Here is a 22,563-nt window from a genome sequence, read left to right as displayed (position 1 = left end):
ATCATTGGGTCAGCACTGCCGATAGGTGGTCAGTTTCTGGTCTGCCCGTCCCGTCCGGCGAACTAATCTTGAACGTGCAACAGGGTAATGGAACGAATTTCGATCGGCGACCTGCCCGCCGAACCGTACGACGAAAACCTCCACACCGACCGTCGGGAGCTGACGGAGCCGCTGTCGCTCGAGGGCGTCTCGATGGTCCAGTACACCCTCGAACCGGGCGAACGGTTCAGCGGCGCGGCCCACGCCCACCCGGACCAGGAAGAGGTGTTCGTCGTCCTCGAGGGCGAGGCGACGTTCGAGGTCGGGCGGGCGGCAGACGACGACGGGCCTCAGCGAGTGACGATTGAGGAGAACGAGGCGCTACGGTTCGCACCCGGGGAGTTCCAGACGGGGTGGAACGATGGCGACGACCGTCTCGTCGCGCTGGCGCTGGGTGCTCCCCGGGAGACCGGCGACGTGTTGATCGACCGCATCCCGGTGCTCGACGCAGCAGTCGCGTGCCCGGACTGTGGACGCGACACTATGCGTATCGTCTCGGCTGGGGACGACGCCGACACCGATGCTGACGACCAGGACAGGGACGGGGACGAGGACGGTGGCCTCGAGTGTCCGGACTGTGGCTCGAGAACGTCCGTCGAGTGAGGCCCGTGCCAGGGGATCGCAACGGTTCGGTCACGACCGCTCGAGTACCGTCCCATCCGCGACGGCGACCGCTCGGTCGTCACCGACCGAGACTGCATGCAGCGGTCCGGATGCGTCGGTTTCGAACGCGCTCCAGCCCGAGGGTCCCGTCCCCGTCCGTTCGTGGATCGTTCCGTCGCCAGCAGAGACGATCGCTCGCTCGGCCGAGCAGTCGATCCCCGTCAGCGCGGCGTCGGTAACTCGTTCCGGGGTCCAGGTCCCACCGTCGTAGCGGTGGACGACCCCGTCGTCGGCGGTAACAAGACACCCGCGTTCGGAGGCCGACGCCGATGCGGTCGCGACCCCTTCGAGGGTTCCGTCGGCCCCCTCGAGTCCGACCCGTGTGAACGACTCGCCGCCGTCGTCAGTCTCGAAGACGCCGTCGTTCGTGTCACAGCAGTAGCCAAGCGACGCGTCGACGAGGACGAGCGCTGCCAGACTCGAGCCGCTTCCCGGCGTCGTGGGGTCGTCCCACGAGAGGTCGCCGTCGACGTACCGACCGCGGAGTATTTCCCCGGAGCCGTTGCCAAGGAGGACGGTCTCGTCCCCGACCGATCCGCCGACGGCGATATCCAGCAGGGTGTCGGTCCGGCCTGCGGGTGCCGTGTAATCGACGTGCCGTCCCGTCTCGGTATCGATGCGGCCGACTGCTCCGCCCTCGCCCGCGATCCAGACGGCCCCACCGTCGTCCGTCGCGTCGATACCTCGAAGGTCGTTCCCCTGTGCCCCCGGGCCGGTCTCGAGGGGTGTCGTCCACTCCCCTCCGACCTCGGCGGCGACCAGTCCCCCGCTTCCGACGGCATAGACCGCGTCCGACCCAGCCACGACGACGTCCACGAGCGAGGCGTCGTCCGGGACGGGCGTCTCGAGCGGGGTCCAGCTCGGGGGTGGTCCCTCGTCCGAGTGGTCGGTTCCCTCGTCGTAGTCGTCGTAGTCATCCCCTCGATCTCCGGCGGTGTCCCTGCCTTCGCCTCGAGTGTGTTCGTCGTGGACGCCGGACTCGGCCACGGAACTGGTTTCGGACGCTGGCGCGGAGTCCCCCTCCTTTCCGGTCGCCGTCGCGGATGCGGTGGAGTGCAGTGGCGCGTCGCTTCCCCGGCGGGGACTCGTCTCGGACGACCAACCCCGCTCTCCCCTCGAGGCGGCCGCCGTCGGGCGGTCGTGACCGTCGGCCGACCGCCCCACCGCGTTGCGCTCGTGTTCTCGCAAGGTTCGGACGTACAGTGCGATCGGCGGCACGACGTACGACGCGATCGCGAGCACGGCGAACCAGTGATCGACGAACGTGAGGGTGCCAAACGCCGTCAACCCGGCCGTCGCGACGGCGTGGACCCACGTTCGGGTGTACGAACGAAAGAACGGGACGAACCCCGGCTCTTCGATTCGAGTGTCGTGTGTTGCCATGATCTTCCCGTTTCCCGTTAGCTCGGTACCTCGAGACTGGCAGCCCCAGCGACCCGGACGATCGCCACGGCGGACCGGCTGCTGTGGTGCGTTCCGGTACGAGCCAGCCTGCCCCGAGTCGTGGTTGGACCGGGCAGGCACAGCGATCCGCGGCGCTCCCGCTATCGGCGCGGCCGGCAAAAGGCTACTGCAGGGAGCATCCGACCCGAGTAGACACCGATCGGCACCTGCCATCGTAGCGGATCGAGACGGTCAGAGATACCCCAGATCCGCCAGCCGCTCTTTCGTCCCCGCCTCCATCGCGACGCCCTCGTCGTCTCCGGCGTCGACACCCTCAAGCGGTCCGAACCGCTCCTCGAGTCGGGCACGAAGCTCACGGACGCGTTCGGGTTCGTCGTCGCGTCGATCGGTTCGCTCGGCGGGATCGCTCCGGACGCGGTGTAACCGTTCGGAGCCGTCGCTGCCCTGGACGTACTTGTACTCGGACGTCCGGACCGCTCTGAGCCGACGGTCGAACGCCCGGACGTGCTCCGGAATCTCGTCTTCCCCGAAACGCGCCTCGAGACGCTCGATCGACGGCTGTGGGGCGACGTACTCCGCGAACGCGGCGTCACGGACCGTCGCGTCGTCCCCCTCGTCGGCTCCGGTTACGGCCGGCAGCATCGACCGCCCGGACCCCTGGTCGCGAAGCGCCGGGTCGTCGATACCCGCAGTCTCGAGTAGCGTCATCGGGAGGTCGAGCAACTGGACGAGATCGGTTCGCGAGCCAACCCCGGTGAAGGGTCCGCCGTGGGCGACCAGCGGGACGTTGAGTAGCGTGTCGTAGAGGTTGTACTGGTGGCCGAAAAAGCCCCGCTCGCCGATGTGTTCGCCGTGGTCGGCACAGACGACGAGCAGCGTGTCCTCCCACTTGTCGGCCACCTCGAGGGCGTCCCGGAGTGCGGCCAACTGGTCGTCGACGTAGGCGAGTTCCGCTCGGTACAGTCCACGAAGGGCCGCGAACTCGCGTTCGGAGAGCTCGTACTGGTCACAGTCGTAGGCCCGGGGGTCCTGTCGGATACCGGTCGCGTCCGCGTAGTTCGTCCCCTCTGGGAGGAACTGCTCGGCGTACTCCCGGGGCGGATCGTACTCGACGTGGGGTTCGATGAAGTTACAGAACAGGAAGAACGGGCGATCACTGTCCCGGCTGGTGAGCCAGTCGGCGATCCAGGTCGTCGACCGATCAGCGCCGTCGTCGCCTGCCGGCTGGAGGAACTCGCTGTAGAGGACGTTGGCCGCATTGATCAACGGGTTCCCGTCGAACAGACGATCACGGGCAGCCTGCAGCTTCTCCCGGCGATCCTCGCCGCGAACGACCGCGCCCATGTCGGTGTCGGACTGGATGTACTGCCACCCTTTCCGCAACTCGTCGAACCCACGGTGAAAGCCGAACTCCTCGGTGAGCCAGGTGTTGTTCGAGACGCCGACCGTCCGAAAGCCGGCGTCGGCGAACGCTTCCGGCAGCGTCCGAAGATCGGCCTCGAGATAGGGGTGACCGCCGTGAGCGCCGTGTTCCGAGGGGTAGGTCCCGGTGAACATCGAGGCGTGGGACGGCAACGTCCACGGCGCTGGAGCGAAGGCGTTTTCGAAGGCGACGCCCTCCTTGGCGAGTCGCCGCAGGGTCGGCGTCGTTCGTTCCCCGATACTCTCGGCACGAGCCGTATCGAGGACGACCAGTACCACGTTCTCGACGGTATCATGTGACTCGAGGTCACGTCCGTTGGAGTCCGACATCGGTGCTACAGCCCACTCCACCACTCACGGAGAAGGCCACCCACCCGGCCTATGCAGGTGTTTCACGATATCGTGACGCGCCGCCGGAGTGAGGATTGCCCCCGACGGTTAACACGGTCGGCGTTGATGCGACTGCTATGGCCGACGAAGTCGACGATACGGACGAACTGCCATCGACTGCCGGCGAGTTCGCGGACGAGTACCCCGATGTCTGGGAACAGTACGCCGATCTGGGCGAAGCCTGTGCGGCGAGCGGTCCCATCGACGGCGAGTCGAAACGTCTCGTCAAGCTCGGGCTCGCCGTCGCTGCCCAGTCCGAAGGGGCGGTTCACTCCCACGTGCGGCGAGCCCTCGACGAAGACGTGTCCCCGGAAGCGCTGCGGCAGGTCGCGATCCTCTCGATCCCGACCGTCGGATTCCCGCAAGCGATGGCGGCACTGAGCTGGATCGACGATCTGGTCGACGGTGACGACGGCGACGAAGACTGGTAACTGCTTCCGACCGCTGTCTCGCTCTCGAGGCCCTTCGACGACTCTAACACCGTGGCGTGCGTCGACGGAACCGAGCATGTGCAACGGGGACGGCGATAGCGACGGTGACACCCCCTCGAGTTCGGGGCCGAGATCGCTGCGGGCCTACCGGATCGCCTACGACGGCACCGACTACTACGGGTTCCAGCGCCAGCCGTCGGTCCCGACCGTCGAGGGCGCGATCTTCGCGGCGCTACGATCGCTCGAGGTCTTCGATCCCGAACGGGAGTCGACCGACACCGATGCCAACAGACCCGACGGCTACGCTGCGGCTGGCCGGACCGACAGCGGCGTCTCCGCCGTCGCCCAGACGATCGCCTTCGAGGCCCCCGACTGGCTCACGCCGCGAGCACTCAACAGCGATCTCCCGGCAGACGTGCGAGCCTGGGCCGTCGCCGACGCGCCCCCGGAGTTCCACGCCACACATCACGCGACTCGCCGGGAGTACACCTACCAGCTATACGCGCCGCCACTCGAGGCCGAGGGACTCGAGGACGACGGCGACGACACCGGTCACGAGGGAGATGGGGAATCGGACACCACAGACGCCTTCGACCTCGAGTGCCCGGCCCCGCCCGTCCCACCCACCGACGCCGCCCGTGTCGACGACGACCGGGTTCGGGCCGCTTGTCGTGCCCTCTCCGGGGACCACGACTACCACAACCTCTCCGCGGACGACGACCCGAACCGTACCGAGCGCTCGCTGACGATCACGGTGAGTCGCGACGGCGACTATCTCGTCTGTCGTGTCGAGTCGGACGGCTTCGCCCGGCAGCTCGTCCGGCGGCTCGTCGCCCTCGTCCGCGAGATCGGTACCGGGGAGTCGCCACTCGAGAAGCTCGACCGCGTCCTCGCCGACGATCCGCTCCCTGGTCCGGCGGGGGTCGGACCTGCCCCGCCCGAGCCGCTCGTCCTGACCGACGTCACCTACGGGGATCACGACCTCGAGTTCCGCGTCGATCCGGCGGCGGCCGAAAGCGCCCGAAACGTCTTCGGCGCTCGGTCTGTCGAACGGAAGACGGGCTCGCGGGTCGCAAGCCAGCTCGCAGCTGGGGTTTCCGCGTCCGGGTCGGAAGCACCGTTGGGGGTCGACTCGAGGTCGGAGCCCGACGACCGCGAGTAACCGTCCCCGTGACGGCTCGGCCGGCGTACGGCGACGCGGGGAGGAGAGCTTTTTAGGTCGGGGGACACAGTTCGGCGCATGGAACTGTCGCCGGAAGAGTACGGTGCGTACTGGCGTGCGTCGATCCGAGTCGCCGGAGGCGTGTTGATCCTCTTTCTCGCGGTGCGTCTCACCTCGCCGCTGCTGGCCCACCCCAATCCGGGTGCGATCGGCCTCGGGGTCTTCCTGCTCGCCGCGCTGGTTTTTGCCGGCTGTTTCGCCACGATGCTCGGCGTCGCCCGCGTCGTCCGGACGGCCGTCGACGCCGAGATGCGCGGGTAGACGATAGGCATACCCCGCTCCAGTCCCTCCCTGGTCGTATGGACGATGCTGACAGTCGGTCGGACGACCGGGCGACGGAAGACGAGATTCGAAACGCCGTCGCCGCGTTCCTCGAGCGGAACTTCCCACAGATCCGGGGCCACGGCGGGGACTTCTCCGTGACCGAGATCGATCTCGAGGAACGGCGGGTGTCGATCAATCTGACGGGGGCCTGCAACGGCTGTGGCGTCAGTTCGATGACGACCGAGGCGATCCAGCGGCGACTACCCGCCGAACTCGAGTCGATCGACCTCGTCTCGGTCACCACCGGCTTCGACGGGCTGGCAGAGGGCACGTCGCGGGACGTGCCGGACACGCCGTTCTAGCGTCAGCTGCTTTCTTCGCCGTCCCACTCGGCCGGCCAGATGTCCGCCGCTCGCATTCCGGGTTCGTACTCCTGGGCACGCAACGCCTCGCGGAGTGCCGTCTCGTCGATCCGCTCGATCGGCGTTTCGGTCGCTGCGAGTACCAGCAGCGCGGTCAACATGGCGTGTTCCCGCAGATTCCGCGGATCGACCTTGTCCCGGGTGTCGGCCGCGGTATGGCCCCACCCCCGTCCCCTGTCGCCGCCTTCGGGCGGGTCGCTGTGTAACTGCAGGGCGGGGATGCCGGCCCGGAGGAACGGCCAGTGATCGCTGAACGGGTGGGGGTCGTCGTCGCGAACGACCGGCTGTCCGGCGGCGTCGGTCACGCGATCGGCCAGTTCACCGAGCTCGTCGGAGCTGTGGGTCATCGCTACCAGGTTCCGGAACCGACCCGCACCGTCGACGTTGACGACGGCCCGGACCGACTCGAAGTCGAGTTCCGCGGCCAGCGCCTCCGCACCGAGCAGGCCGATCTCCTCGCAGCCGACGCCGACGATGCGAACGCGACAGTCGAGTTCGAGGTCGTCCGCGACGGTCGCGAGGATCGAGGCCGCGCCGGTGACGGTCGCGATCCCACACCCGTTGTCGAGCGCACCCTCCGCGATGTCGTGACTGTCGTAGTGTGCGACGACGACGACCTCCTCGTCGGTTTCCGGACCGACGACGCCCGAGACGTTCCGACTCGTGGCCGCTTCCGTCGTCGCCTCGACCGCGATGCGCGCGCGGGTACCGCGATCGGCGTATTCGGCGAGCCAGTCCCCGGTCTCGGCGCTGACGCCGATCCCCGGAGCCGCTGCCTCGTCCGCGAACTCGAGCGCGCCGGTCGGTGGCAGTTGGCCTTCGACGTGATTGACGAAGACGAACGCGTCGGCCCCGGCGTCGATGGCGTGACCGAACTTCTCCATACGGTGGACGAACCGCTCGCCCGGCGGCGTGGTCGTGCTCGCCACGGCGATCGCTCCCTCGAGGTCGTCGCCAGCCTCGGCGATCTGTTCGGGGGTGCCGTGGCCGACGTCGACCAGCGGCCCCTCGACGTCCCCGGCCGGCGAGTACGGCAGTGCGATCGCCGCGAACGGGCGGTTCGGTCCGTCCGACCGCAACACCGTGAACTCGGCGTGGCCCCGCTGCCAGCGCTGCATGGGGAATTCGCGGCGCTCGACGCCCTCGAGTCCCGCGTCCTCGAAGGTCTCGGCGACGATCTCGGCGGCCTGCAGTTCGTGTTCGGAGCCACCCATCCGGTGTGGCAGTTCCGTCAACTGGGTCAGTAGTTCCCAGGACAGGTCGTCTCGCCAGGCACGGCCGAGCGCACGCTCGAGGGTCGGATCGTACTGGTCGATTCGCGGGTCGTCATCGGTCGCGGTCGCGTCGTCGTGGCCGTCGCTCATGTGTCGCCGTTACCCACGAACCGACAAAAGCCGTCGGACGGCGGAACCGACGCGCCGGTCCGCCGACACGTCCGGGAGCCGACTTCGATATTCTTTACCACGTCCGTTTCCGAGCACGCAGTATGAGTTCAGTGCCTGACCGCTCGGAGATCGACGAGGAATACACCTGGGATCTCGAGAGTATCTACGCGAGCGACGACGACTGGGAGGAGGCATACGAGACCGTCTCGGAACGGATCGAGGACCTCGCGTCCTACGAGGGCCGGGTCACCGAGGACGCCGACACGCTGCTGTCGGTGTTCGAGCTATACGAGGAGGTCATGCGGGACGTCGAGATGGTCGCAGCCTACGCACGGATGCGACGCGACGAGGATACGACGGATCAGCACTACCAGGCGCTGACTGCCCGCTCACAGTCGCTCGTGGCCGACGCCCAGTCCGCGGCGTCGTTCATCGAGCCCGAACTCCAGGAGTTGACCCGCGAGGAGTTCGACGAGATGATCGAGGAGGAGCCAGACCTCGAGACGTACGACCACTACGTCGACGACGTGCTCCGGATGAAACCGCACACGCGGTCGGCGGAGGTCGAGGAACTGCTCGCGGAGTTGAGCGAGGTCACGGGCGCGACCGGGGACGTCTACAACATGCTCTCGAACGCGGACATGGAGTTCCCCACCGTCGAGGACCCCGACGGCGACGCCGTCGAGATCACCCAGAGCAATTTCACCAATCTGCTCAAACGTCCCGACCGCGAGTTCCGCCAGCAGGTCTACGAGGGCTACTTCGACGAGTGGGAGTCGATGCGAAACACCGTCGCGACGGCCTACAAGAACAGCGTCAAGGCCGACGTGAAACTGGCCCGGGCACGCAACTACGACACCGCCCGCGAAGCCACACTCGACGGACCGAACGTCCCCGTCGACGTCTACGACACGCTCGTCGACACCGTCCGTGACAACCACGACAAGCTCCACCGTCACGCCGAACTCAAACGCGAGGCCCTCGATGTCGACGACCTCCGGATGTGGGACCTCTACATGCCCCTGACGGGTGACGAAGGGCCGGACCTGGAGTACGATCAGGCCGCCGAGTACGTCGTCGACGCGCTCGAGCCACTGGGCGAGGAGTACCAGTCCCGCGTCGCCGAGGGCCTGGAATCGCGCTGGGTCGACGTCTACGAGAACGAGGGCAAGCAGTCCGGTGCGTACTCGGGTGGCACCTACGACACCCAGCCGTTCATCCTGATGAACTACCAGGACGATGTCGCCTCGATGTACACGCTGGCCCACGAACTCGGCCACTCGATGCACTCCGAGTTGACCACCGACGAACAGCCCTACGTCTACTCGAGCTACGAGATTTTCGTGGCCGAAGTCGCCAGCACGGTCAACGAGGCGTTGCTGACGAACCACCTGCTCGAGACCGTCGACGATCCCGAGTTCCGCAAGGCCGTCCTCAACGAGTTCCTCGAGCGGGTACGCTCGACGCTCTATCGCCAGACGCTGTTCGCCGAGTTCGAACACGAGGCCCACCGACTCGAGGAGGAGGGCGAACCGCTGACCGCGGACCGGCTGGACGACCTCTATCAGGGGCTCAAGGCCGACTACTACGAGCCCGCCGTCGTCGACGACCGCATCGCCCGCGAGTGGATGCGCATCCCGCACTTCTACCGGGCCTTCTACGTCTACCAGTACGCCACCGGCATCTCCGCCGCCCTGGCGATCACCGACCGCATCTTCGAGGACGGCGAGACCGCAGCCGAAGACTACCTCGAGTTCCTCCGACAGGGCTCCCGCGAGTACCCGCTCGAGTTGCTGCAAACTGCTGGCGTCGACATGAGCAGTTCGGAGCCGATCGAGCGCGCACTCGAGACGTACGGGGATCGACTCGAGGAGATGGAGTCGCTGCTGGACTGACGCGCTGTCCCGACCCCAACTGTAGCTATTTGTCTTTACTTCGTAAGTCGGCTAAAAGAGAGTCGAACCCGATCGTAGTCAAGTCAAACAGTTTTAATTATAATCATCAACGGACCGGAGACAACGAAGTCGTCGATTCGCAACTCGAGAGCGCCCAGCAAACCGATCTGTCGGCACCGCACGAACAATGAGTCCGAGACATCGCTCGACAGTTGAAAGCGGAACGGACTGACCGCGACTAACCCGCTACTGGAACCGGTGGGTAGCTGTCGGTGTCCCGGAAGCCATCTCGCCTCTCCCGAAATCCGACCGCGACCCAAAGGCACATTTATCGTCGGGGCCGTATCGGCGAACGTCAGGATGTCTCGAAGCCCGTCTATCCCCGACCGACCTCATCGCGATATCGATCCGGAGCTCCCCGACGACGAGCGACTCGAGGCGCTGCGGGGCCATTTCGAGGATCTCGTCGACGTGAACGACCAGCTCTCGGAGCAACTCGAGGAAGCGGAGCACCGCCGCCAGCGGCTCCGGGGGAAGGTCGACCGCGTCGAGCGAGAGAACGAGACGCTCAAGAGTTCGTCGCTGTACATCGCGACGGTCGAGGACGTGATGGACGACGACGAGGTCGTCGTCAAGCAGCACGGCAACAACCAGGAAGTGCTTACCGAGGTCTCCCCGCGGGTCGCCGACCGGGTCGATCCCGGCGACCGCGTCGCCGTCAACGATTCGTTCGCGATCCAGACGGTTCTCGATGCCGAGACCGACGCCCGCGCACAGTCGATGGAGATCACCGAACGGCCCGATGTCGGCTACGAAGACATCGGCGGCATCGACGAGCAGGTTCGCGAGGTCCGCGAAGCCGTCGAACAGCCACTCGCCGAGCCCGAACGGTTCGAAGAGGTCGGTATCGACCCACCGAGCGGCGTCCTACTGTACGGCCCGCCGGGGACCGGGAAGACGATGCTCGCGAAGGCCGTCGCGAACAAGACCGACGCGACCTTCATCAAGATGGCCGGCTCCGAACTCGTGCGCAAGTTCATCGGCGAGGGCTCGCGGCTCGTGCGCGACCTCTTCGAGATGGCCCGCGAGCGTGAACCCGCAATCATCTTCATCGACGAAATCGACGCCATCGCCACCACTCGCTCCGAGTCGAAGACCTCCGGCGACGCCGAGGTCCAGCGAACGATGATGCAACTACTCAGTGAGATGGACGGCTTCGAACCCCGCGGTGAGATCCGGATCATCGCGGCGACCAACCGCTTCGATATGCTCGATCGCGCTATCCTCCGGCCCGGCCGATTCGACCGTCTCATCGAGGTCCCCGAGCCCGACCGCGACGGCCGCGAGCAGATCCTCGAGATTCACACCCGTGACATGAACGTCAGCGACGACGTCGACTTCGCCGCACTGGCCGACGAAACCGAGGAGTACTCCGGAGCCGACATCGAGAGCCTCGCCACCGAAGCCGGCATGTTCGCCATCCGGAACGAACGCGACGAAGTCACCCATCAGGACTTCCTCGAGGCCCTCGAGAAACTCGAGGACGAGAACTCGAGCGACGTGGTCTCGTCGGCGGGGTACTTCTACCAGTAACCGACCTGAACCGAGTTCGACCCCGACTCCGACCCGGAACCCGCCCCGACCTCAACCCGGATCGCGCACTCTCGAACGCTTCTCTCTCCTCTCTCGGTATTCAGCGTCGCTTGCCCACCGCTTTTTGTGGTTCCTATCGCCGAACACCCATTCGGCACGAATCGGAACCGAACCGCAACCCCTTACGCTGCGGGACTCCGAGCACCGGTATGAGCACGATCAGAATCGTCTGGGGATCGGCGACGGCCCCGACGGCGATGTCGTCGTACGATGCCGCCCTCGCGGACGCCGGCGTCGAGAACTACAATCTCGTCCCGGTGTCCTCGGTGATCCCGGCCGGAACCGACGTCGAACCAGTCGGGACTGCACCCGATCTCGGACCTGCAGGCCAGCGACTGACCGTCGTCGAAGCGAAGGCGACGACCGCCGGACCGGGAAGCGTCAGCGCCGCGCTTTCGTGGTCACAGTCACGGCCAGCCGACGACGCGGAACCGGGCCCCGGCCTCTTTTACGAGGCCGCCGGCGAGATCGATCCGAACGACGTGGAACGACGCGTTCGCGAAGGGTTGGCAGCCGGACAGGGCCTCCGTGAGTGGGAGTTCGGCGACGCTTCGGTCGCGGTCGAGAACGAACGAGCCGAGTCCGGAACGTACGCGACGGCAGTCGTTCTCGCGGTCTACGGCGAGTCCGACTCTATTCTGTGACGGGTCTCGAGAGCCGAGTTCGTACCCGTATTGGCTGGTGTGCGAAGGCGAACGCTTTTGACCTGTGGGCTCTTTGGTCAGGCATACGTTTCTCATGAACGGAAATACGCCGTACGCAGGGCTGCCGGGTGAAACAGCCGCAGGTCAACGCGCCGCGGCGGACGTTCCCGACCTCTCGCGAACGCAGAAACGGACCCTCAACCGGGACGTCTCCCGGATCGCCGCGCGCACGCGCGAGTACCTGCCCGACGAATACGTCGTCGACGCCAACGTTTCGACCGGCGCTACCGGCCCGCAGGTCACCGTCGCGGTTCGCCCGCCGATCGGCCACGCGGTCAGCGCCGGCTTCACCCCCGACCTCGAGGACCCCGCCGAAGAGCTCATTACGGCCGACGAGCGCGACGAAGTCGCACGCGGGCTGGCCGCGACGGCGGCACTGCAGGTCAAACAGGCGATCAGTAACGACGTGACGCCGACGGCGAAATAGCAGCACGTCACGTCCGTCAGGCCCGCACGTCACGTCACGTCACGTCACATCACGTCACACCCATCTGCCGATGGACGTGGCCGCCGCTAGCTGTCTCTTCCGTGCTGGTATCGATCTGGGTCTCGACGCCTGTTCTGTTCCTCGACCGATAGAATCATCCTTGCCGGGCCGCGAAATCCGTGAGTTCGATCGACCACACCGGACTCGTGTCTCGGAGAATTCGACCCGGGAAGACGGTTCGACGAGTTCAGTATAGTAGCTGCTCGAGTTGGTGTCGACGACGATCGAGATCGATTGCCGGCTCGAGTTCAGGGTCGGCCGCGAGACGATCGATCGTGAGGAGCGGGTCCGTGCCGGCACGTTCCACCTCTCGGAGCAGGGACTCGATCGCACGTTTGTTCGTCGCGAGCGACGAACACAGGTGCATCGCGAGTACGAGCGGGACCGCTCGTGACGATGCCGTGGGAAACGCGTCGCTGATACGTGAGAAGTCGGGCTCCTCACCGTCGTCGGCTTCGGCCTCTTCGTTCGGGGCTACCCGAAGACAGTTGGTACAACACGAAACGCGGGCCGACTCCGCGGGTGCATGCTCGCGGTACTCTTCGGGAACGGAAACCGGGACCGTGGTGTCACCGCAGGCGGAACAGGTCATGGATTCGGTCGCAGTCGGTGCGGGGGTTGTATAGAGGTACGGTCGATACGCCTCGGAAACGCGCGCAGAGAGACGACCTCACGATGGAGGCGGCAAACGAGGCCGGGAGAGACGAGACGAGAGGAGAAATGCGAGCCGAGCGAACCGGCCGGCAGGTCAGTTACCCGTCGGTGACTGTGCAGCCGTGTCCGGCTGAACGTCGTCGAGTTCTTCCTGGCTCTCGTCGGCAGCTTCACCGTCTCCCTCCTCGGCGGCTTTTCGTTTTTCTTCGGCCTCTTCGGCTTCTTTCTTCTCCTTGATCTTCTTCAGGCGGAACGTCTCCTCGCGTTCCTGCTCTTCGAGTTTCTGTTCGATGTACTCCTGGCTGTCGTACAGCTCCGGCAGGAGCTTGAACTCGAGGGCGTTGACGCGACGCTTGGTCGTCTCGATCTCTCGGAGCATCTTCTTCATCGCCGTCTCGACCTCGGCGGCGAGGATGATGCTCTCGAGCAGGTCCTCGTAGGCTTCGGCGGCCTCGTCAATACGGGCCGAGGTGCCCATGATGCCGTACCCGCGTTCGTCGAGGCTCTTGGAGACTCGGGAGGACTCGATCTGTGGGACGACGACGCCCATGATGTTCTTCGATTCGGTGGTGATCTCGGGGTGTTCCTGCAGGGCTGCAGCAGCGCCCCGGACCGCGACATCGCCTTCCATGGCACGTGCCATATTGATTTTCTTTTGGGCGTCCTCGTAGTCGTCGGCGAGGTCTCCACGGACGTCCTGGGCCTTGTCCAGGATGTCCATGAATTCCATGATCAGCCCGTCCCGTTTCTTCTCGAGGGTGCCGTGCCCGCGTTCGGAGAGTTCGATCCGATCTTCGATCTCCATCAGGTTCTTGCGGGTGGGCTTTACGTCCTTGGCCATCTTGTCGGGGGATTGCGCCCCCAGTCGGATAACTGTTTACAGTTTTGTTTGCCCCGAAGGCGGCCCGTTCGCGACGCCCCGACGAACGGTATGTCTGCCGAGAAAGAGATCGACCACGTCGCTCGTCTGGCGACCCTTGTAAAGCTCCGCGTAGCCGCAGTTCGCAGGAGACGACGCGGGTCTCAGTGCCGAAGTAACCGCCTCCCTGGCACTACAGTCGTTTCAATCGTTCACGAGAATCGATGGGGCCGTGACGTCCCTCCGGACGTATCTGCGGGGAGATTCGTCCACGGAGCCTGCACACGGCTCGAGTGGCCTTCGAAAAACGGCAAGAACGCGGTGCGATCAGTCGGCCTGGACGGCCTCGACCTCTTCCTCGCGGTAGTGCTCGTCGATGAGCTCTTCGTCGATACGGTTGAGTTCCTCCTCGGGCAGCATCGAGAGGAGGTCCCAGCCGATCTCCAGGGTTTCGTCGATCGAGCGGTTGGTGTCGTACCCCTGCTGGACGAACTCCTCTTCGAACCGGTCGGCGAAGTCGAGGAACTTGTTGTCCCGCTCGGAGAGCGCTTCGCGACCGACGATGTTCACGAGGTCACGCAGGTCCTCACCCTCCGCGTAGGCGGCGTACATCTGGTCGGAGACGTCGCCGTGGTCCTCGCGGGTGAGCCCTTCGCCGATACCGTCGTCCATCAGCCGGGACAGGCTGGGCAGGACGTTGATCGGCGGCTCGACGCCCTGGCTGTTCAGGTCCCGGTCCATCATGATCTGGCCCTCGGTAATGTAGCCAGTCAGGTCCGGGATCGGGTGGGTGTCGTCGTCGCCGGGCATCGTCAGAATCGGAATCTGGGTGACCGATCCTTCCTTGCCCTCGATTCGACCGGCACGCTCGTAGAGCTGGGCCAGGTCGGTGTACATGTAACCGGGGTACCCACGTCGGCCAGGGACCTCCTCACGTGCGGCACCGATCTCACGGAGCGCCTCACAGTAGTTGGTCATGTCCGTAAGGATGACCAGTACGTGGTAGTCCTTCTCGAAGGCGAGGTACTCGGCCGTGGTCAGGGCGAGTCGCGGCGTGACCTGGCGTTCGACTGCCGGGTCGTCCGCGAGGTTCATGAAGACGACCGACCGCTCGAGTGCGCCGGTACGCTCGAAGTCGTCCATGAACTCGTTTGCCTCTTCCTGGGTGATCCCCATCGCGCCGAAGATGACTGCGAACTCCGAGCCGTCGCCTTCGTCTCCTTCTTCTTCTTCGGGAACGGTCGCCTGACGGGCGATCTGTAGTGCGAGTTCGTTGTGGGGCAGCCCCGAGCCGGAGAAGATCGGCAGCTTCTGACCCCGAACCAGCGTGTTCATGCCGTCGATAGCCGACACGCCGGTCTGGATGAACTCCTCGGGGTACTCCCGGGAGAAGGGATTGATCGCTTCACCGACGATGTCGCGTCGCTCGTCGGGGACGATCTCCGGGCCGTCGTCGATCGGGTTCCCGGAGCCGTCGAGCACCCGCCCGAGCAGATCCTCGGTGACGGGCATCTTCATCGTCTCGCCCAGGAAGCGAACGGAGGCGTTGCGGTCGATACCGCCCGTGCCTTCGAACACCTGGATCGAGACGAGTCCGTCGCTCGATTCCAGTACCTGTCCGCGAAGGGTGTCGCCCTGGGGCGTCTCGATCTCGACGATCTCGTCGTAGCCGACGGGCTCGTCGACCTCGGCGAACACCAGCGGTCCGCTGATTTCCGTGATAGTCTGGTACTCTTTCATCGTTAGTACAGTGCTCGCAGTTGTTCTTCGAGGTCCGCTTCGATCTCGTCGATGAACGCCTCCCAGTCCTCGGAGGTTCCCATCCGGTTGAGTCGCGGTGCCGCATCGACATCCTGGATCTCCTCGACCGGGACACCGGCCTCGAGCGCGTCGAAGGCCTCGTCGTTGAACGTCTTGATCGCCGTCAGCATCCGGTACGTCTTCTCCGGTTCGCAGTAGGTGTCGACGTCGTGCAGGGCGTTCTGCTGGAGCCAGGCCTCACGCAGGTAGCGAGCGACCTCGAGCGTGAGCTGCTGGTCTTCCGGCAGCGCGTCCTTTCCGACGAGCTGGACGATCTCTTGGAGTTCGTCTTCCTCGTCTAACACGTCGACGGCCCACTGGCGTACCTCCGCCCAGTCGCTGGCGATTTCGCTGGTCCACCAGGGGTCGAGCTGGTCCTTGTACAGCGAGTACGACTCGTTCCAGTTGATCGAGGGGAAGTGTCGACGCTCCGCGAGGTCGGCGTCGAGCGCCCAGAACGTCTTGACGATACGCAGCGTGTTCTGGGTGACCGGCTCGGAGAAGTCCCCACCCGGCGGCGAGACTGCACCGACGACCGAGATCGTCCCTTCGTCGCCGTTGATCAGCTCGAATCGGCCGGCGCGTTCGTAGAACTCCGAGAGACGCGCGGCGAGATAGGCGGGGTATCCCTCTTCGCCGGGCATCTCCTCGAGTCGGCTCGAAATTTCGCGCATGGCCTCGGCCCACCGGGAGGTGGAGTCGGCCATCAGCGCGACGTCGTAGCCCATGTCGCGGTAGTATTCGGCGATCGTGATGCCCGTGTAGATACAGGACTCACGGGCTGCGACGGGCATGTTCGACGTATTCGCGATGAGGCAGGTCCGGGCCATCAGCGGGTTGCCGGTCTGTGGGTCCGGCAGTTCCGGGAAGTCCTCGATGACCTCGGTCATCTCGTTGCCACGCTCGCCACAGCCGATGTAGACGACGATGTCCGCGTCGGACCACTTCGCGAGCTGTTGCTGGGTGACGGTCTTTCCGGAGCCGAATGGGCCCGGAATGGCCGCCGTTCCGCCCTTCGCGAGCGGGAACAGGCCGTCCTGCACGCGCTGGCCGGTGACCAGCGGCTCGGTCGGCGTCTCCTTGTTCTCGGCCGGTCGGGCCTGACGAACCGGCCACTCTTGGTGCATCTGTATCTCCTCGCCGGAGGAGAGTTCGACGACGGTCTCCTCGACGGTGAACTCGCCGCTTTCGATCGCGGTGACCTCACCGCCCTCGTAGTCCGGGGGGACCATGACCTTGTGGTCGATGGTGACCGTTTCGGGGACGGTCCCGACGACATCGCCGGGCTCGACCTCGTCGCCTTCCTCGACTTCGGGTTCGAACTCCCACTGCTTCTCGAGGTCGATACCGGGCGCGTCGACGCCACGGTCGAGAAACGCCGTTCCCATCTTGTCCTCGAGGACGTCCAGCGGCCGCTGGACGCCGTCGTAAATGGAGTCGAGCATGCCGGGTCCGAGGTCGACGGAAAGGGGCTCGCCCGTGTTCTCGACGGGCTCGCCCGGGCCGACGCCGGACGTTTCTTCGTACACCTGAATGGTGGTCAGGTTCCCTTCGATCTCGATGACCTCGCCCATCAGGCCTTCGTCGCCGACGTAGACGACGTCGTTCATCCGGGCGTCGAGGTCCGTGGCGGTCACGACTGGACCACTCACGCTTTCGATGACACCGTCTTCGCTGACGGTCTCGGTTTGTGTTTCGTCTGCCTGGCTCATAGTTGGTTACTCGCTGTCTTCCGTGTCTTCCGCCTCTTCCTCTTCCATCAGGTCGATCCCGATCGCTCGCTTGATCTGGTCGCGCAGTCCGCCGCCACCGGCTCCGCTTCCGATAGTCACGACGACCGGTTCGACGCTCGTCTCGGCTTCCTGGCGCACGGCACGAGAGAGGTACTCGAGGTCGTCGTCGTGCATGACGACGATACCGACGCCGTCGTCCTCGAGGACGTCGGTTACCGCGTCGTCTAACTCGTCGTCTTTCTCGTCGTCCGGGACGTTCTCGAACCGTCGAACGCCCGCGAGACGGAACCCGGTCGTAAACTCCGGACTGCCGACGACTGCGATTTCCTGGCTCATAGGATCACCAACTCCTCTTCGATTTCGCTTTCGTCGAGCCCGACCTCACGACCCCGTGCGATCGCGCGGATGTTTTCGACCTCGCGCTCCTTCGCGAGGATGTACGACAGCACAGCCGAGACCGACACTGGATAGATGCTCGAGAGCGTATCGGAGTACTGGAGCAACGCAGCGTCTAGTGCGTGCTCGAACTGGATAAGGCTGTCAGCTTCTCGGAGTCGACGGAGTGCTCCCGAGAGCCGGTCGCCGTAGCGTTTGTTTTCGGCGATGTGATCAACCAACTCGTCGTAATCCGTGACGAGGCGACTCAGCTCGTCCTGTTCGAACAACACGCCTCCCTCGATGTAGTACGCTGCGGGGTCGAGGTCTGCGCCGCTGCGTGCGAGACGCAAGGCGTTGCGAGCGTTTCGGAAGTCGATCTCGGCCTGTAGGAACTCGACGTACTTGGCTTCCGGCCCCTCCTGTGGTCGACCGAGGTCGTCCAACAGGTGCTCGTAGAACTCCCGGTCGAGGGCGTTCTCGAGCGGAACGAGTGCGCCGGTCTCCTCGAACTCTTCGAGGCCGTCACCGAGTGGCTCGTAGTAGACCGTCCCCTCGAGGATCTCGATAGCGTCCTCGATCGTGTCGACCTCGAGCAGCCGGTCGAGAGTCCGGTCGTCGAGCTCGCCGGCACGGATGAGGTCAGTCCGAATCTGGTCGCCCGGCGTGTCGGTGTAGATCCCGCGGATGATCGTCTTCAGGTTCCAGACGTCGAATTTGCGGAGATACCGGCCGATGAGGTCCTCGATCCGTCCCTCGGACCACTCCAGGAGGTCCTGGAAGTGTTTCGCGAGGTTGCGGTTCAAGGCGTATTCGATCAGGTCGACTCCCGAAAAGCGTGCCCCGAGCTCGTTGATCTCGCGTTCGTACTCGGACTCTTCCATGAACCGAGCGATACCGCTCGGGCCCATCCGGACCAGCTTTCGATAGTCCTCGTCGCCGAACAGCTTGGCGCGTCGCGACCGAACGCGAGCGTTGACGTATTCCGTGTTCGAGGCGCCCAGTTTCATTGCTCGAAGAGTCTGTTGCTGATCTCCTGGAGGTTGTCTTCCCAGACGTCCTCGAGCACCGAGTCGAACGTATTGTTGACTCGGACGCGAGACTGTTCGCTCTCGACGACGACGCCACCGAGGCAGTCGTACTCGCCGGCGAACTCGTAGCCGTCGTAGTCTTCGACGAGCGACTCGATTAGCTCCTGGTCGTCGGCGCGGCCGTAGACGCTGACATCGTTGCCCTCGTCGAACTCCGCGCTTGCTGCCTCGATCAGGATCTGGGTGAGTTCCTCGCGAGCGTCGCCCTCGAGGTCGGTCAGCTCCGACTCCACCGACTCACGAACGTCGGTGAGGACGTCTCGGCGAGCCTCCAGACGCTTCTGTTTCGCTTCCAGCTTCGCACTGGAGAGGCGTTGTTCGCGCAGCTGTTCCACCTCGCGCTCGACCTCCCGTTCGGCCTCGGCGAGGATCTCGTCGGCGTCGGCTTCGGCGGCCGACTCGATCTCCTCGGCGCGGGACTCGCCCTCGTCGCGGATGTCCTCCGCACGCGCGTGGGCCTCTTCCCGTATGTCTTCAACGACTGTGTCCAAACTCATTGGTAAGAGAAGGGGGTGGTATCTAGACGAAGACGACGACCAGAGCCAGGATCACGATCGTCTCAGGAAGGACGGTCATGATCAGACCCGGGACGAACAGATCGTCGTCCTCGGCGATAGCGCCGATCGCGGCTGCACCGATACCGCGCTCCGCGTAGCCGGCTGCGATCGCAGCCAGACCGACTGCCAGTGCGGCAGCGGCGTCTCCTTCGAGGAAGGGTGCTTCGTTGATCTCTCCGTTCTGTAGTACGTTACTGGCCAGTTCTGCGAGTGCAAGTTCCATTGTCATTAGTCCTCACTGTTGTTTCGATCGTGTCCGAACGGTTCGTATTTCTTCCCACCGCCCTCATAAAACTTGTTAAAGAACTCGACGTACTCGAGCCTGATACCCTGTAATCCGGCACTTGTGACACCAAGTAACAGGACTACTATATGTCCGACAATCAACACGAGAATGCCGGCGACGAAGGCGGCTGGGCCCATGTGGAACAGACCCTCGAACATCACCTGCCCGTCGGCTGGAGTAGCGCCGGTCCAGGGTGCGATGAAGGGGCGATCGCCGGCCTGGGTCTCGACGGCACCGAAGGCAAGCAGGTTGACGACGAACGCCATCCCACCCTTCGCGAGCAGCACCGCCGTGATCCGGGCGTACGAGACGACGTGTGCGAACGGCATCACGAACTCGGCGAGTTCGGCCGGATCGCCCATGCCGAGCAACACGAAGCCGGCGAGGATCATCAGCAGCGGGAACGTGACGTCGAAGCCAGCCAGGGCACCGCCGATGGCAGGAATCGCTTCGACGACACCTGGAACGGTAAACACCGTCATCATCCCGAAGCCGTCGAAGCCGAGTGCGAACGGCTGTCCGTCGAAGGTGGTGTAGATCCACTCGGGCTTGACGTCGGCTGCCTGAGCCGAGAACACCCAGAGCCAGATCCCGTTGAGGACCAGGAGCCACGAGCCGCTGTGGGTGATTGCACCCCACAGACCGTGGCCGTGGAGGATGTTCTCGGCGAAGTCGACGATCCAGCCGATGTTCAGGTGGAGCACGCCGAGCGCGACTGCAACGATCAGCCACGCGTAGACGAAGTCAGCCGTCGCTGGGGAGAGCCCCTTGTCGCCCATCGGGGCACCTTCTTCGCCGAAGATCATGTAGCCAAGTTCGTGTAGCCCGAAGAACTCTCCGAACAGGATGCCGAAGAAGATCGTAAACGCGCCACACCACATCGCGACACCGCCGAGACTCGTAATTCCCGGCCGTTCGAAGCTCTGGAACATGTAGAACCCGACGAGCACGTACAACAGCCCGTACCCGACGTCGCTGATCATGAAACCGAAAAACAGCGGGAACGTCAGGAACAGGAGGATCGTCGGATCGAGTTCGTTGTACTTCGGACGGTTGACCGCGTTGACCAGGGCCTCGAACGACTTCGCGCCTTTCGGGTTCTTCTGGATCGTCGGCGGTTCGTCGCCCATCGTCACCGTCGTTCCACCGTCGGTGACGGCCTTCTGCTGTTGGTCGTCGGATTCGGCCTCCGCAGCGGCCTCGTCGTCTTCCTTCTCGGCTCGTGCCTTCTGGGTCCCCTGGGCGATGTCTTCGGTGTGGGTCGACCCGTGGCGGTCGTAGCTCGCTCGCTCGAGTTCTTCGATCTCGACGCTGTCGCCGACCGCATCGCGCAACGCGGCGACGAGGTCGTCGTACTCTTCGGTCGGGATCCATCCCTCGGCGATGAACGCACGCTCGCTGGTCGCGAACTGCAGCGGTGCCTCGGCGCGCTGAACTTCGACCGACAGCTCCTCTTCGACTCGGAGAAGGAACGGCCCCTCTTCAGCCTTGATTCGTTCGAGTTCCGCGTCGATCTCGTCGATCTCGGACTCGAGTTGCGTCTGCTTGTCCTCCAGTTCGCCGACGTACGCGCGCGGGCCCCGCTCGGTCTCGGGGACCTCGTGGCGCTGGAAGTCGACGCCGACCAGCGAGTCGTCGATGATCCCGCCTGGGTCGGCGTCGACGCCGCCCGCGGGAGCCGCGACGATCGCGACGACGTCGCCGCCGGTGAACGTCTCGAAGGCCCGAACGTCGTCGGACTCCGCAAGCGCTTCTTCGACCTCGCGCTGGGAGCCTTCGCCGACGAGCAGGTCGACCGTGTCGTACCCCGACAGCAGGTCGAGGTCGATCCCCAGCTCGGCGAAGGGGGCGACGCGGTCGATCCGCTCCTGTACCTGTCGGAGTTCGTCACGGGCGTCGTCGCGCTGGTCGTCGAGTTCGTTGACTCGCGTGCGAACCTCGTCGAGACGCTCTCGCCAATCTTCTTGAATCTGTTCCGCTCCTGCTCGCGATTGCGTCCCCTCTTCGTCCAGATTCGGTACTGGCGCGGCTATCTGCACCGCCTGCGCGCGCCAGTCCGAGTCCAGATCTTCCTCCGAGAGGGCGAGCGTACTCTTGAGCGCCCGAACTGTCACCAGTTTCTCGGACGCGTCCTCGGCTCCTTCGATCGGGCTCCCGTTATCGAACCCCTCCCAGGAGCCGTCGTAGTCCGAGAGATGAACCAGGTTCAGACCGTGGATCGTCTCGATGACTTCGGGCATGACGCCCTTGGAGCCGGTCACCGAGACCTTGCTCATCCGCTCAGGTCTGAGCATGGACGTCCTCCTGGAACAGTTCGACGACGTGGTCAGTCACTTCGTCGATCCGATCCTGGGCGTGTGCGGCAAGCTCTTCGCGTTCCGCTTCGCCGTCCTCGAGGACGCGTTCACACTCCGCGTCGATTTCGTCTCGCGCCTCCTCGAGTCGGCGCTCTTTCAGCTCCTGTGCCTCCTGCTGGGCCTCCGCGCGAATCTCCTCGGCACGTTCCCGGGCCTCGGCGATTCGCTCGTCGCGATCGTCTTCCGCTTCCGCGACGATCTCGTCGGCCTCTTGTTCCGCCGACTTAATTCGTTCGAGAACCTCTGGCCTCGGCATACTCTAAGCAAACGAACCTTTGATAGAGCGCGTATATGGTAGTTGCGAAAGCGCCTCGGTACTCGCAGCGTCACAGTGGCGGTATACTCTTCTTACTCCGATCGGTCGTCCGCTCTTCAGGCTACGATTCCGTCACCGATCCGTATCGGTTGGGACTCCCGTTCGCCGGGAATCACGAGCGACGACTACGGTCCGTTCGGACCGGAACAGTAGA

At 64.8% G+C, this 22,563-nt stretch carries 22 protein-coding genes; 9 read left to right on the top strand and 13 right to left on the bottom strand.

Annotated features, from left to right (window positions below; translation table 11 throughout):
• Nucleotides 1-87 precede the first annotated feature (87 nt).
• A complete protein-coding gene (locus tag C446_RS14170; RefSeq protein WP_006673817.1) occupies nt 88-642 on the top strand; it encodes a cupin domain-containing protein in 555 nt (184 codons plus the stop codon).
• Between the two features lie 30 nt (nt 643-672).
• On the opposite strand, the gene C446_RS14165 is transcribed toward C446_RS14170, so the two are convergent.
• Both C446_RS14165 and C446_RS14160 read right to left on the bottom strand, forming a co-directional pair.
• Nucleotides 673-2,085: a WD40/YVTN/BNR-like repeat-containing protein gene (locus C446_RS14165; protein WP_006673816.1), complete on the bottom strand. Its 1,413-nt coding sequence runs from the start codon at nt 2,083-2,085 to the stop codon at nt 673-675.
• 252 nt (nt 2,086-2,337) lie between these two features.
• Nucleotides 2,338-3,858 carry a sulfatase gene (locus tag C446_RS14160; RefSeq protein WP_006673815.1) on the bottom strand — a complete coding sequence of 507 codons (1,521 nt, stop codon included), beginning with the start codon at nt 3,856-3,858 and terminating at the stop codon, nt 2,338-2,340.
• Nucleotides 3,859-3,995: 137 nt separating this feature from the next.
• On the opposite strand from C446_RS14160, the gene C446_RS14155 reads away from it, so the two are divergent.
• The 4 genes from C446_RS14155 to C446_RS14140 all read left to right on the top strand — a co-directional run bounded on the left by C446_RS14155 (nt 3,996) and on the right by C446_RS14140 (nt 6,197).
• Nucleotides 3,996-4,349 (top strand): carboxymuconolactone decarboxylase family protein, encoded by a 354-nt coding sequence (locus tag C446_RS14155; RefSeq protein ID WP_006673814.1) that lies wholly within the window; start codon nt 3,996-3,998, stop codon nt 4,347-4,349.
• Nucleotides 4,350-4,425: 76 nt separating this feature from the next.
• Entirely contained in the window at nt 4,426-5,511 is a 1,086-nt protein-coding gene (truA, locus tag C446_RS14150) for a tRNA pseudouridine(38-40) synthase TruA (protein WP_006673813.1), read from the top strand.
• Nucleotides 5,512-5,589: 78 nt separating this feature from the next.
• Nucleotides 5,590-5,832: a hypothetical protein gene (locus tag C446_RS14145; RefSeq protein ID WP_006673812.1), complete on the top strand. Its 243-nt coding sequence runs from the start codon at nt 5,590-5,592 to the stop codon at nt 5,830-5,832.
• A gap of 38 nt (nt 5,833-5,870) precedes the next feature.
• On the top strand, nt 5,871-6,197 hold the full coding sequence (locus C446_RS14140; RefSeq protein ID WP_006673811.1) for a NifU family protein: 327 nt from the start codon (nt 5,871-5,873) through the stop codon (nt 6,195-6,197).
• Between the two features lie 2 nt (nt 6,198-6,199).
• On the opposite strand, the gene C446_RS14135 is transcribed toward C446_RS14140, so the two are convergent.
• A complete protein-coding gene (locus C446_RS14135; protein WP_006673810.1) occupies nt 6,200-7,621 on the bottom strand; it encodes a M28 family metallopeptidase in 1,422 nt (473 codons plus the stop codon).
• Between the two features lie 122 nt (nt 7,622-7,743).
• Here C446_RS14135 and pepF point away from each other — a divergent pair, with 122 nt between their 5' ends.
• The 4 genes from pepF (at nt 7,744) to C446_RS14115 (ending at nt 12,321) form a co-directional block, all read left to right on the top strand.
• Nucleotides 7,744-9,537 carry an oligoendopeptidase F gene (pepF, locus tag C446_RS14130; protein ID WP_006673809.1) on the top strand — a complete coding sequence of 598 codons (1,794 nt, stop codon included), beginning with the start codon at nt 7,744-7,746 and terminating at the stop codon, nt 9,535-9,537.
• Nucleotides 9,538-9,897: 360 nt separating this feature from the next.
• Nucleotides 9,898-11,130, top strand: a complete 1,233-nt coding sequence (gene pan2 / locus C446_RS14125; RefSeq protein WP_006673808.1) for a proteasome-activating nucleotidase Pan2 — start codon at nt 9,898-9,900, stop codon at nt 11,128-11,130.
• A gap of 209 nt (nt 11,131-11,339) precedes the next feature.
• Nucleotides 11,340-11,834, top strand: a complete 495-nt coding sequence (locus C446_RS14120; protein WP_006673807.1) for a pyruvoyl-dependent arginine decarboxylase — start codon at nt 11,340-11,342, stop codon at nt 11,832-11,834.
• A 94-nt stretch (nt 11,835-11,928) separates the two neighbouring features.
• Nucleotides 11,929-12,321 carry a DUF5811 family protein gene (locus C446_RS14115; protein WP_006673806.1) on the top strand — a complete coding sequence of 131 codons (393 nt, stop codon included), beginning with the start codon at nt 11,929-11,931 and terminating at the stop codon, nt 12,319-12,321.
• 247 nt (nt 12,322-12,568) lie between these two features.
• Here C446_RS14115 and C446_RS14110 read toward each other — a convergent pair whose 3' ends face one another.
• From C446_RS14110 to ahaH, 10 genes are all read right to left on the bottom strand, one after another.
• Nucleotides 12,569-12,973: a DUF6276 family protein gene (locus C446_RS14110; RefSeq protein ID WP_006673805.1), complete on the bottom strand. Its 405-nt coding sequence runs from the start codon at nt 12,971-12,973 to the stop codon at nt 12,569-12,571.
• Between the two features lie 156 nt (nt 12,974-13,129).
• Nucleotides 13,130-13,876 carry a V-type ATP synthase subunit D gene (locus C446_RS14105; protein WP_049920250.1) on the bottom strand — a complete coding sequence of 249 codons (747 nt, stop codon included), beginning with the start codon at nt 13,874-13,876 and terminating at the stop codon, nt 13,130-13,132.
• A gap of 345 nt (nt 13,877-14,221) precedes the next feature.
• Nucleotides 14,222-15,634 (bottom strand): ATP synthase subunit B, encoded by a 1,413-nt coding sequence (locus C446_RS14100; protein ID WP_006673803.1) that lies wholly within the window; start codon nt 15,632-15,634, stop codon nt 14,222-14,224.
• Nucleotides 15,635-15,636: 2 nt separating this feature from the next.
• Entirely contained in the window at nt 15,637-17,406 is a 1,770-nt protein-coding gene (locus C446_RS14095; RefSeq protein ID WP_006673802.1) for an ATP synthase subunit A, read from the bottom strand.
• A 6-nt stretch (nt 17,407-17,412) separates the two neighbouring features.
• Nucleotides 17,413-17,763: a V-type ATP synthase subunit F gene (locus C446_RS14090; RefSeq protein ID WP_006673801.1), complete on the bottom strand. Its 351-nt coding sequence runs from the start codon at nt 17,761-17,763 to the stop codon at nt 17,413-17,415.
• On the bottom strand, nt 17,760-18,812 hold the full coding sequence (locus tag C446_RS14085) for a V-type ATP synthase subunit C (RefSeq protein WP_006673800.1): 1,053 nt from the start codon (nt 18,810-18,812) through the stop codon (nt 17,760-17,762). The genes C446_RS14090 and C446_RS14085 overlap by 4 nt, the downstream gene beginning before the upstream one ends.
• Nucleotides 18,809-19,390, bottom strand: coding sequence for a V-type ATP synthase subunit E (locus C446_RS14080; RefSeq protein WP_006673799.1), 582 nt, complete (start codon nt 19,388-19,390; stop codon nt 18,809-18,811). The genes C446_RS14085 and C446_RS14080 overlap by 4 nt, the downstream gene beginning before the upstream one ends.
• Before the next feature lie 22 nt (nt 19,391-19,412).
• A complete protein-coding gene (locus C446_RS14075) occupies nt 19,413-19,679 on the bottom strand; it encodes a hypothetical protein (protein WP_006673798.1) in 267 nt (88 codons plus the stop codon).
• Complete coding sequence (locus tag C446_RS14070) at nt 19,679-22,030, bottom strand: V-type ATP synthase subunit I (protein WP_049920249.1); 2,352 nt, start codon at nt 22,028-22,030, stop codon at nt 19,679-19,681. The genes C446_RS14075 and C446_RS14070 overlap by 1 nt, the downstream gene beginning before the upstream one ends.
• Complete coding sequence (gene ahaH / locus C446_RS14065; RefSeq protein ID WP_006673796.1) at nt 22,017-22,349, bottom strand: ATP synthase archaeal subunit H; 333 nt, start codon at nt 22,347-22,349, stop codon at nt 22,017-22,019. Before ahaH ends, C446_RS14070 begins: the two co-directional genes overlap by 14 nt.
• Nucleotides 22,350-22,563: the final 214 nt, after the last annotated feature.

Source organism: Halobiforma nitratireducens JCM 10879, assembly GCF_000337895.1.
In the GTDB taxonomy this organism is placed as follows: Archaea; Halobacteriota; Halobacteria; order Halobacteriales; family Natrialbaceae; genus Natronobacterium; species Natronobacterium nitratireducens.
The sequence above is the reverse complement of the archived record's forward strand: the minus strand, read 5'-3'. Positions and strand labels throughout refer to the sequence as shown.

What these genes read in the sequence shown, in the direction of transcription:
- truA (WP_006673813.1), top strand. Translation starts at nt 4,426, where the DNA reads ATGTGCAACGGGGACGGCGATAGCGACGGTGACACCCCCTCGAGTTCG.
- C446_RS14080 (WP_006673799.1), bottom strand. Translation starts at nt 19,390, where the DNA reads ATGAGTTTGGACACAGTCGTTGAAGACATACGGGAAGAGGCCCACGCG.
- C446_RS14160 (WP_006673815.1), bottom strand. Translation starts at nt 3,858, where the DNA reads ATGTCGGACTCCAACGGACGTGACCTCGAGTCACATGATACCGTCGAG.
- pan2 (WP_006673808.1), top strand. Translation starts at nt 9,898, where the DNA reads ATGTCTCGAAGCCCGTCTATCCCCGACCGACCTCATCGCGATATCGAT.
- C446_RS14100 (WP_006673803.1), bottom strand. Translation starts at nt 15,634, where the DNA reads ATGAAAGAGTACCAGACTATCACGGAAATCAGCGGACCGCTGGTGTTC.
- C446_RS14170 (WP_006673817.1), top strand. Translation starts at nt 88, where the DNA reads ATGGAACGAATTTCGATCGGCGACCTGCCCGCCGAACCGTACGACGAA.
- C446_RS14075 (WP_006673798.1), bottom strand. Translation starts at nt 19,679, where the DNA reads ATGACAATGGAACTTGCACTCGCAGAACTGGCCAGTAACGTACTACAG.
- C446_RS14085 (WP_006673800.1), bottom strand. Translation starts at nt 18,812, where the DNA reads ATGAAACTGGGCGCCTCGAACACGGAATACGTCAACGCTCGCGTTCGG.
- ahaH (WP_006673796.1), bottom strand. Translation starts at nt 22,349, where the DNA reads ATGCCGAGGCCAGAGGTTCTCGAACGAATTAAGTCGGCGGAACAAGAG.
- C446_RS14155 (WP_006673814.1), top strand. Translation starts at nt 3,996, where the DNA reads ATGGCCGACGAAGTCGACGATACGGACGAACTGCCATCGACTGCCGGC.
- C446_RS14095 (WP_006673802.1), bottom strand. Translation starts at nt 17,406, where the DNA reads ATGAGCCAGGCAGACGAAACACAAACCGAGACCGTCAGCGAAGACGGT.
- C446_RS14115 (WP_006673806.1), top strand. Translation starts at nt 11,929, where the DNA reads ATGAACGGAAATACGCCGTACGCAGGGCTGCCGGGTGAAACAGCCGCA.
- pepF (WP_006673809.1), top strand. Translation starts at nt 7,744, where the DNA reads ATGAGTTCAGTGCCTGACCGCTCGGAGATCGACGAGGAATACACCTGG.
- C446_RS14070 (WP_049920249.1), bottom strand. Translation starts at nt 22,030, where the DNA reads ATGCTCAGACCTGAGCGGATGAGCAAGGTCTCGGTGACCGGCTCCAAG.
- C446_RS14140 (WP_006673811.1), top strand. Translation starts at nt 5,871, where the DNA reads ATGGACGATGCTGACAGTCGGTCGGACGACCGGGCGACGGAAGACGAG.
- C446_RS14135 (WP_006673810.1), bottom strand. Translation starts at nt 7,621, where the DNA reads ATGAGCGACGGCCACGACGACGCGACCGCGACCGATGACGACCCGCGA.
- C446_RS14165 (WP_006673816.1), bottom strand. Translation starts at nt 2,085, where the DNA reads ATGGCAACACACGACACTCGAATCGAAGAGCCGGGGTTCGTCCCGTTC.
- C446_RS14090 (WP_006673801.1), bottom strand. Translation starts at nt 17,763, where the DNA reads ATGAGCCAGGAAATCGCAGTCGTCGGCAGTCCGGAGTTTACGACCGGG.
- C446_RS14120 (WP_006673807.1), top strand. Translation starts at nt 11,340, where the DNA reads ATGAGCACGATCAGAATCGTCTGGGGATCGGCGACGGCCCCGACGGCG.
- C446_RS14110 (WP_006673805.1), bottom strand. Translation starts at nt 12,973, where the DNA reads ATGACCTGTTCCGCCTGCGGTGACACCACGGTCCCGGTTTCCGTTCCC.
- C446_RS14145 (WP_006673812.1), top strand. Translation starts at nt 5,590, where the DNA reads ATGGAACTGTCGCCGGAAGAGTACGGTGCGTACTGGCGTGCGTCGATC.
- C446_RS14105 (WP_049920250.1), bottom strand. Translation starts at nt 13,876, where the DNA reads ATGGCCAAGGACGTAAAGCCCACCCGCAAGAACCTGATGGAGATCGAA.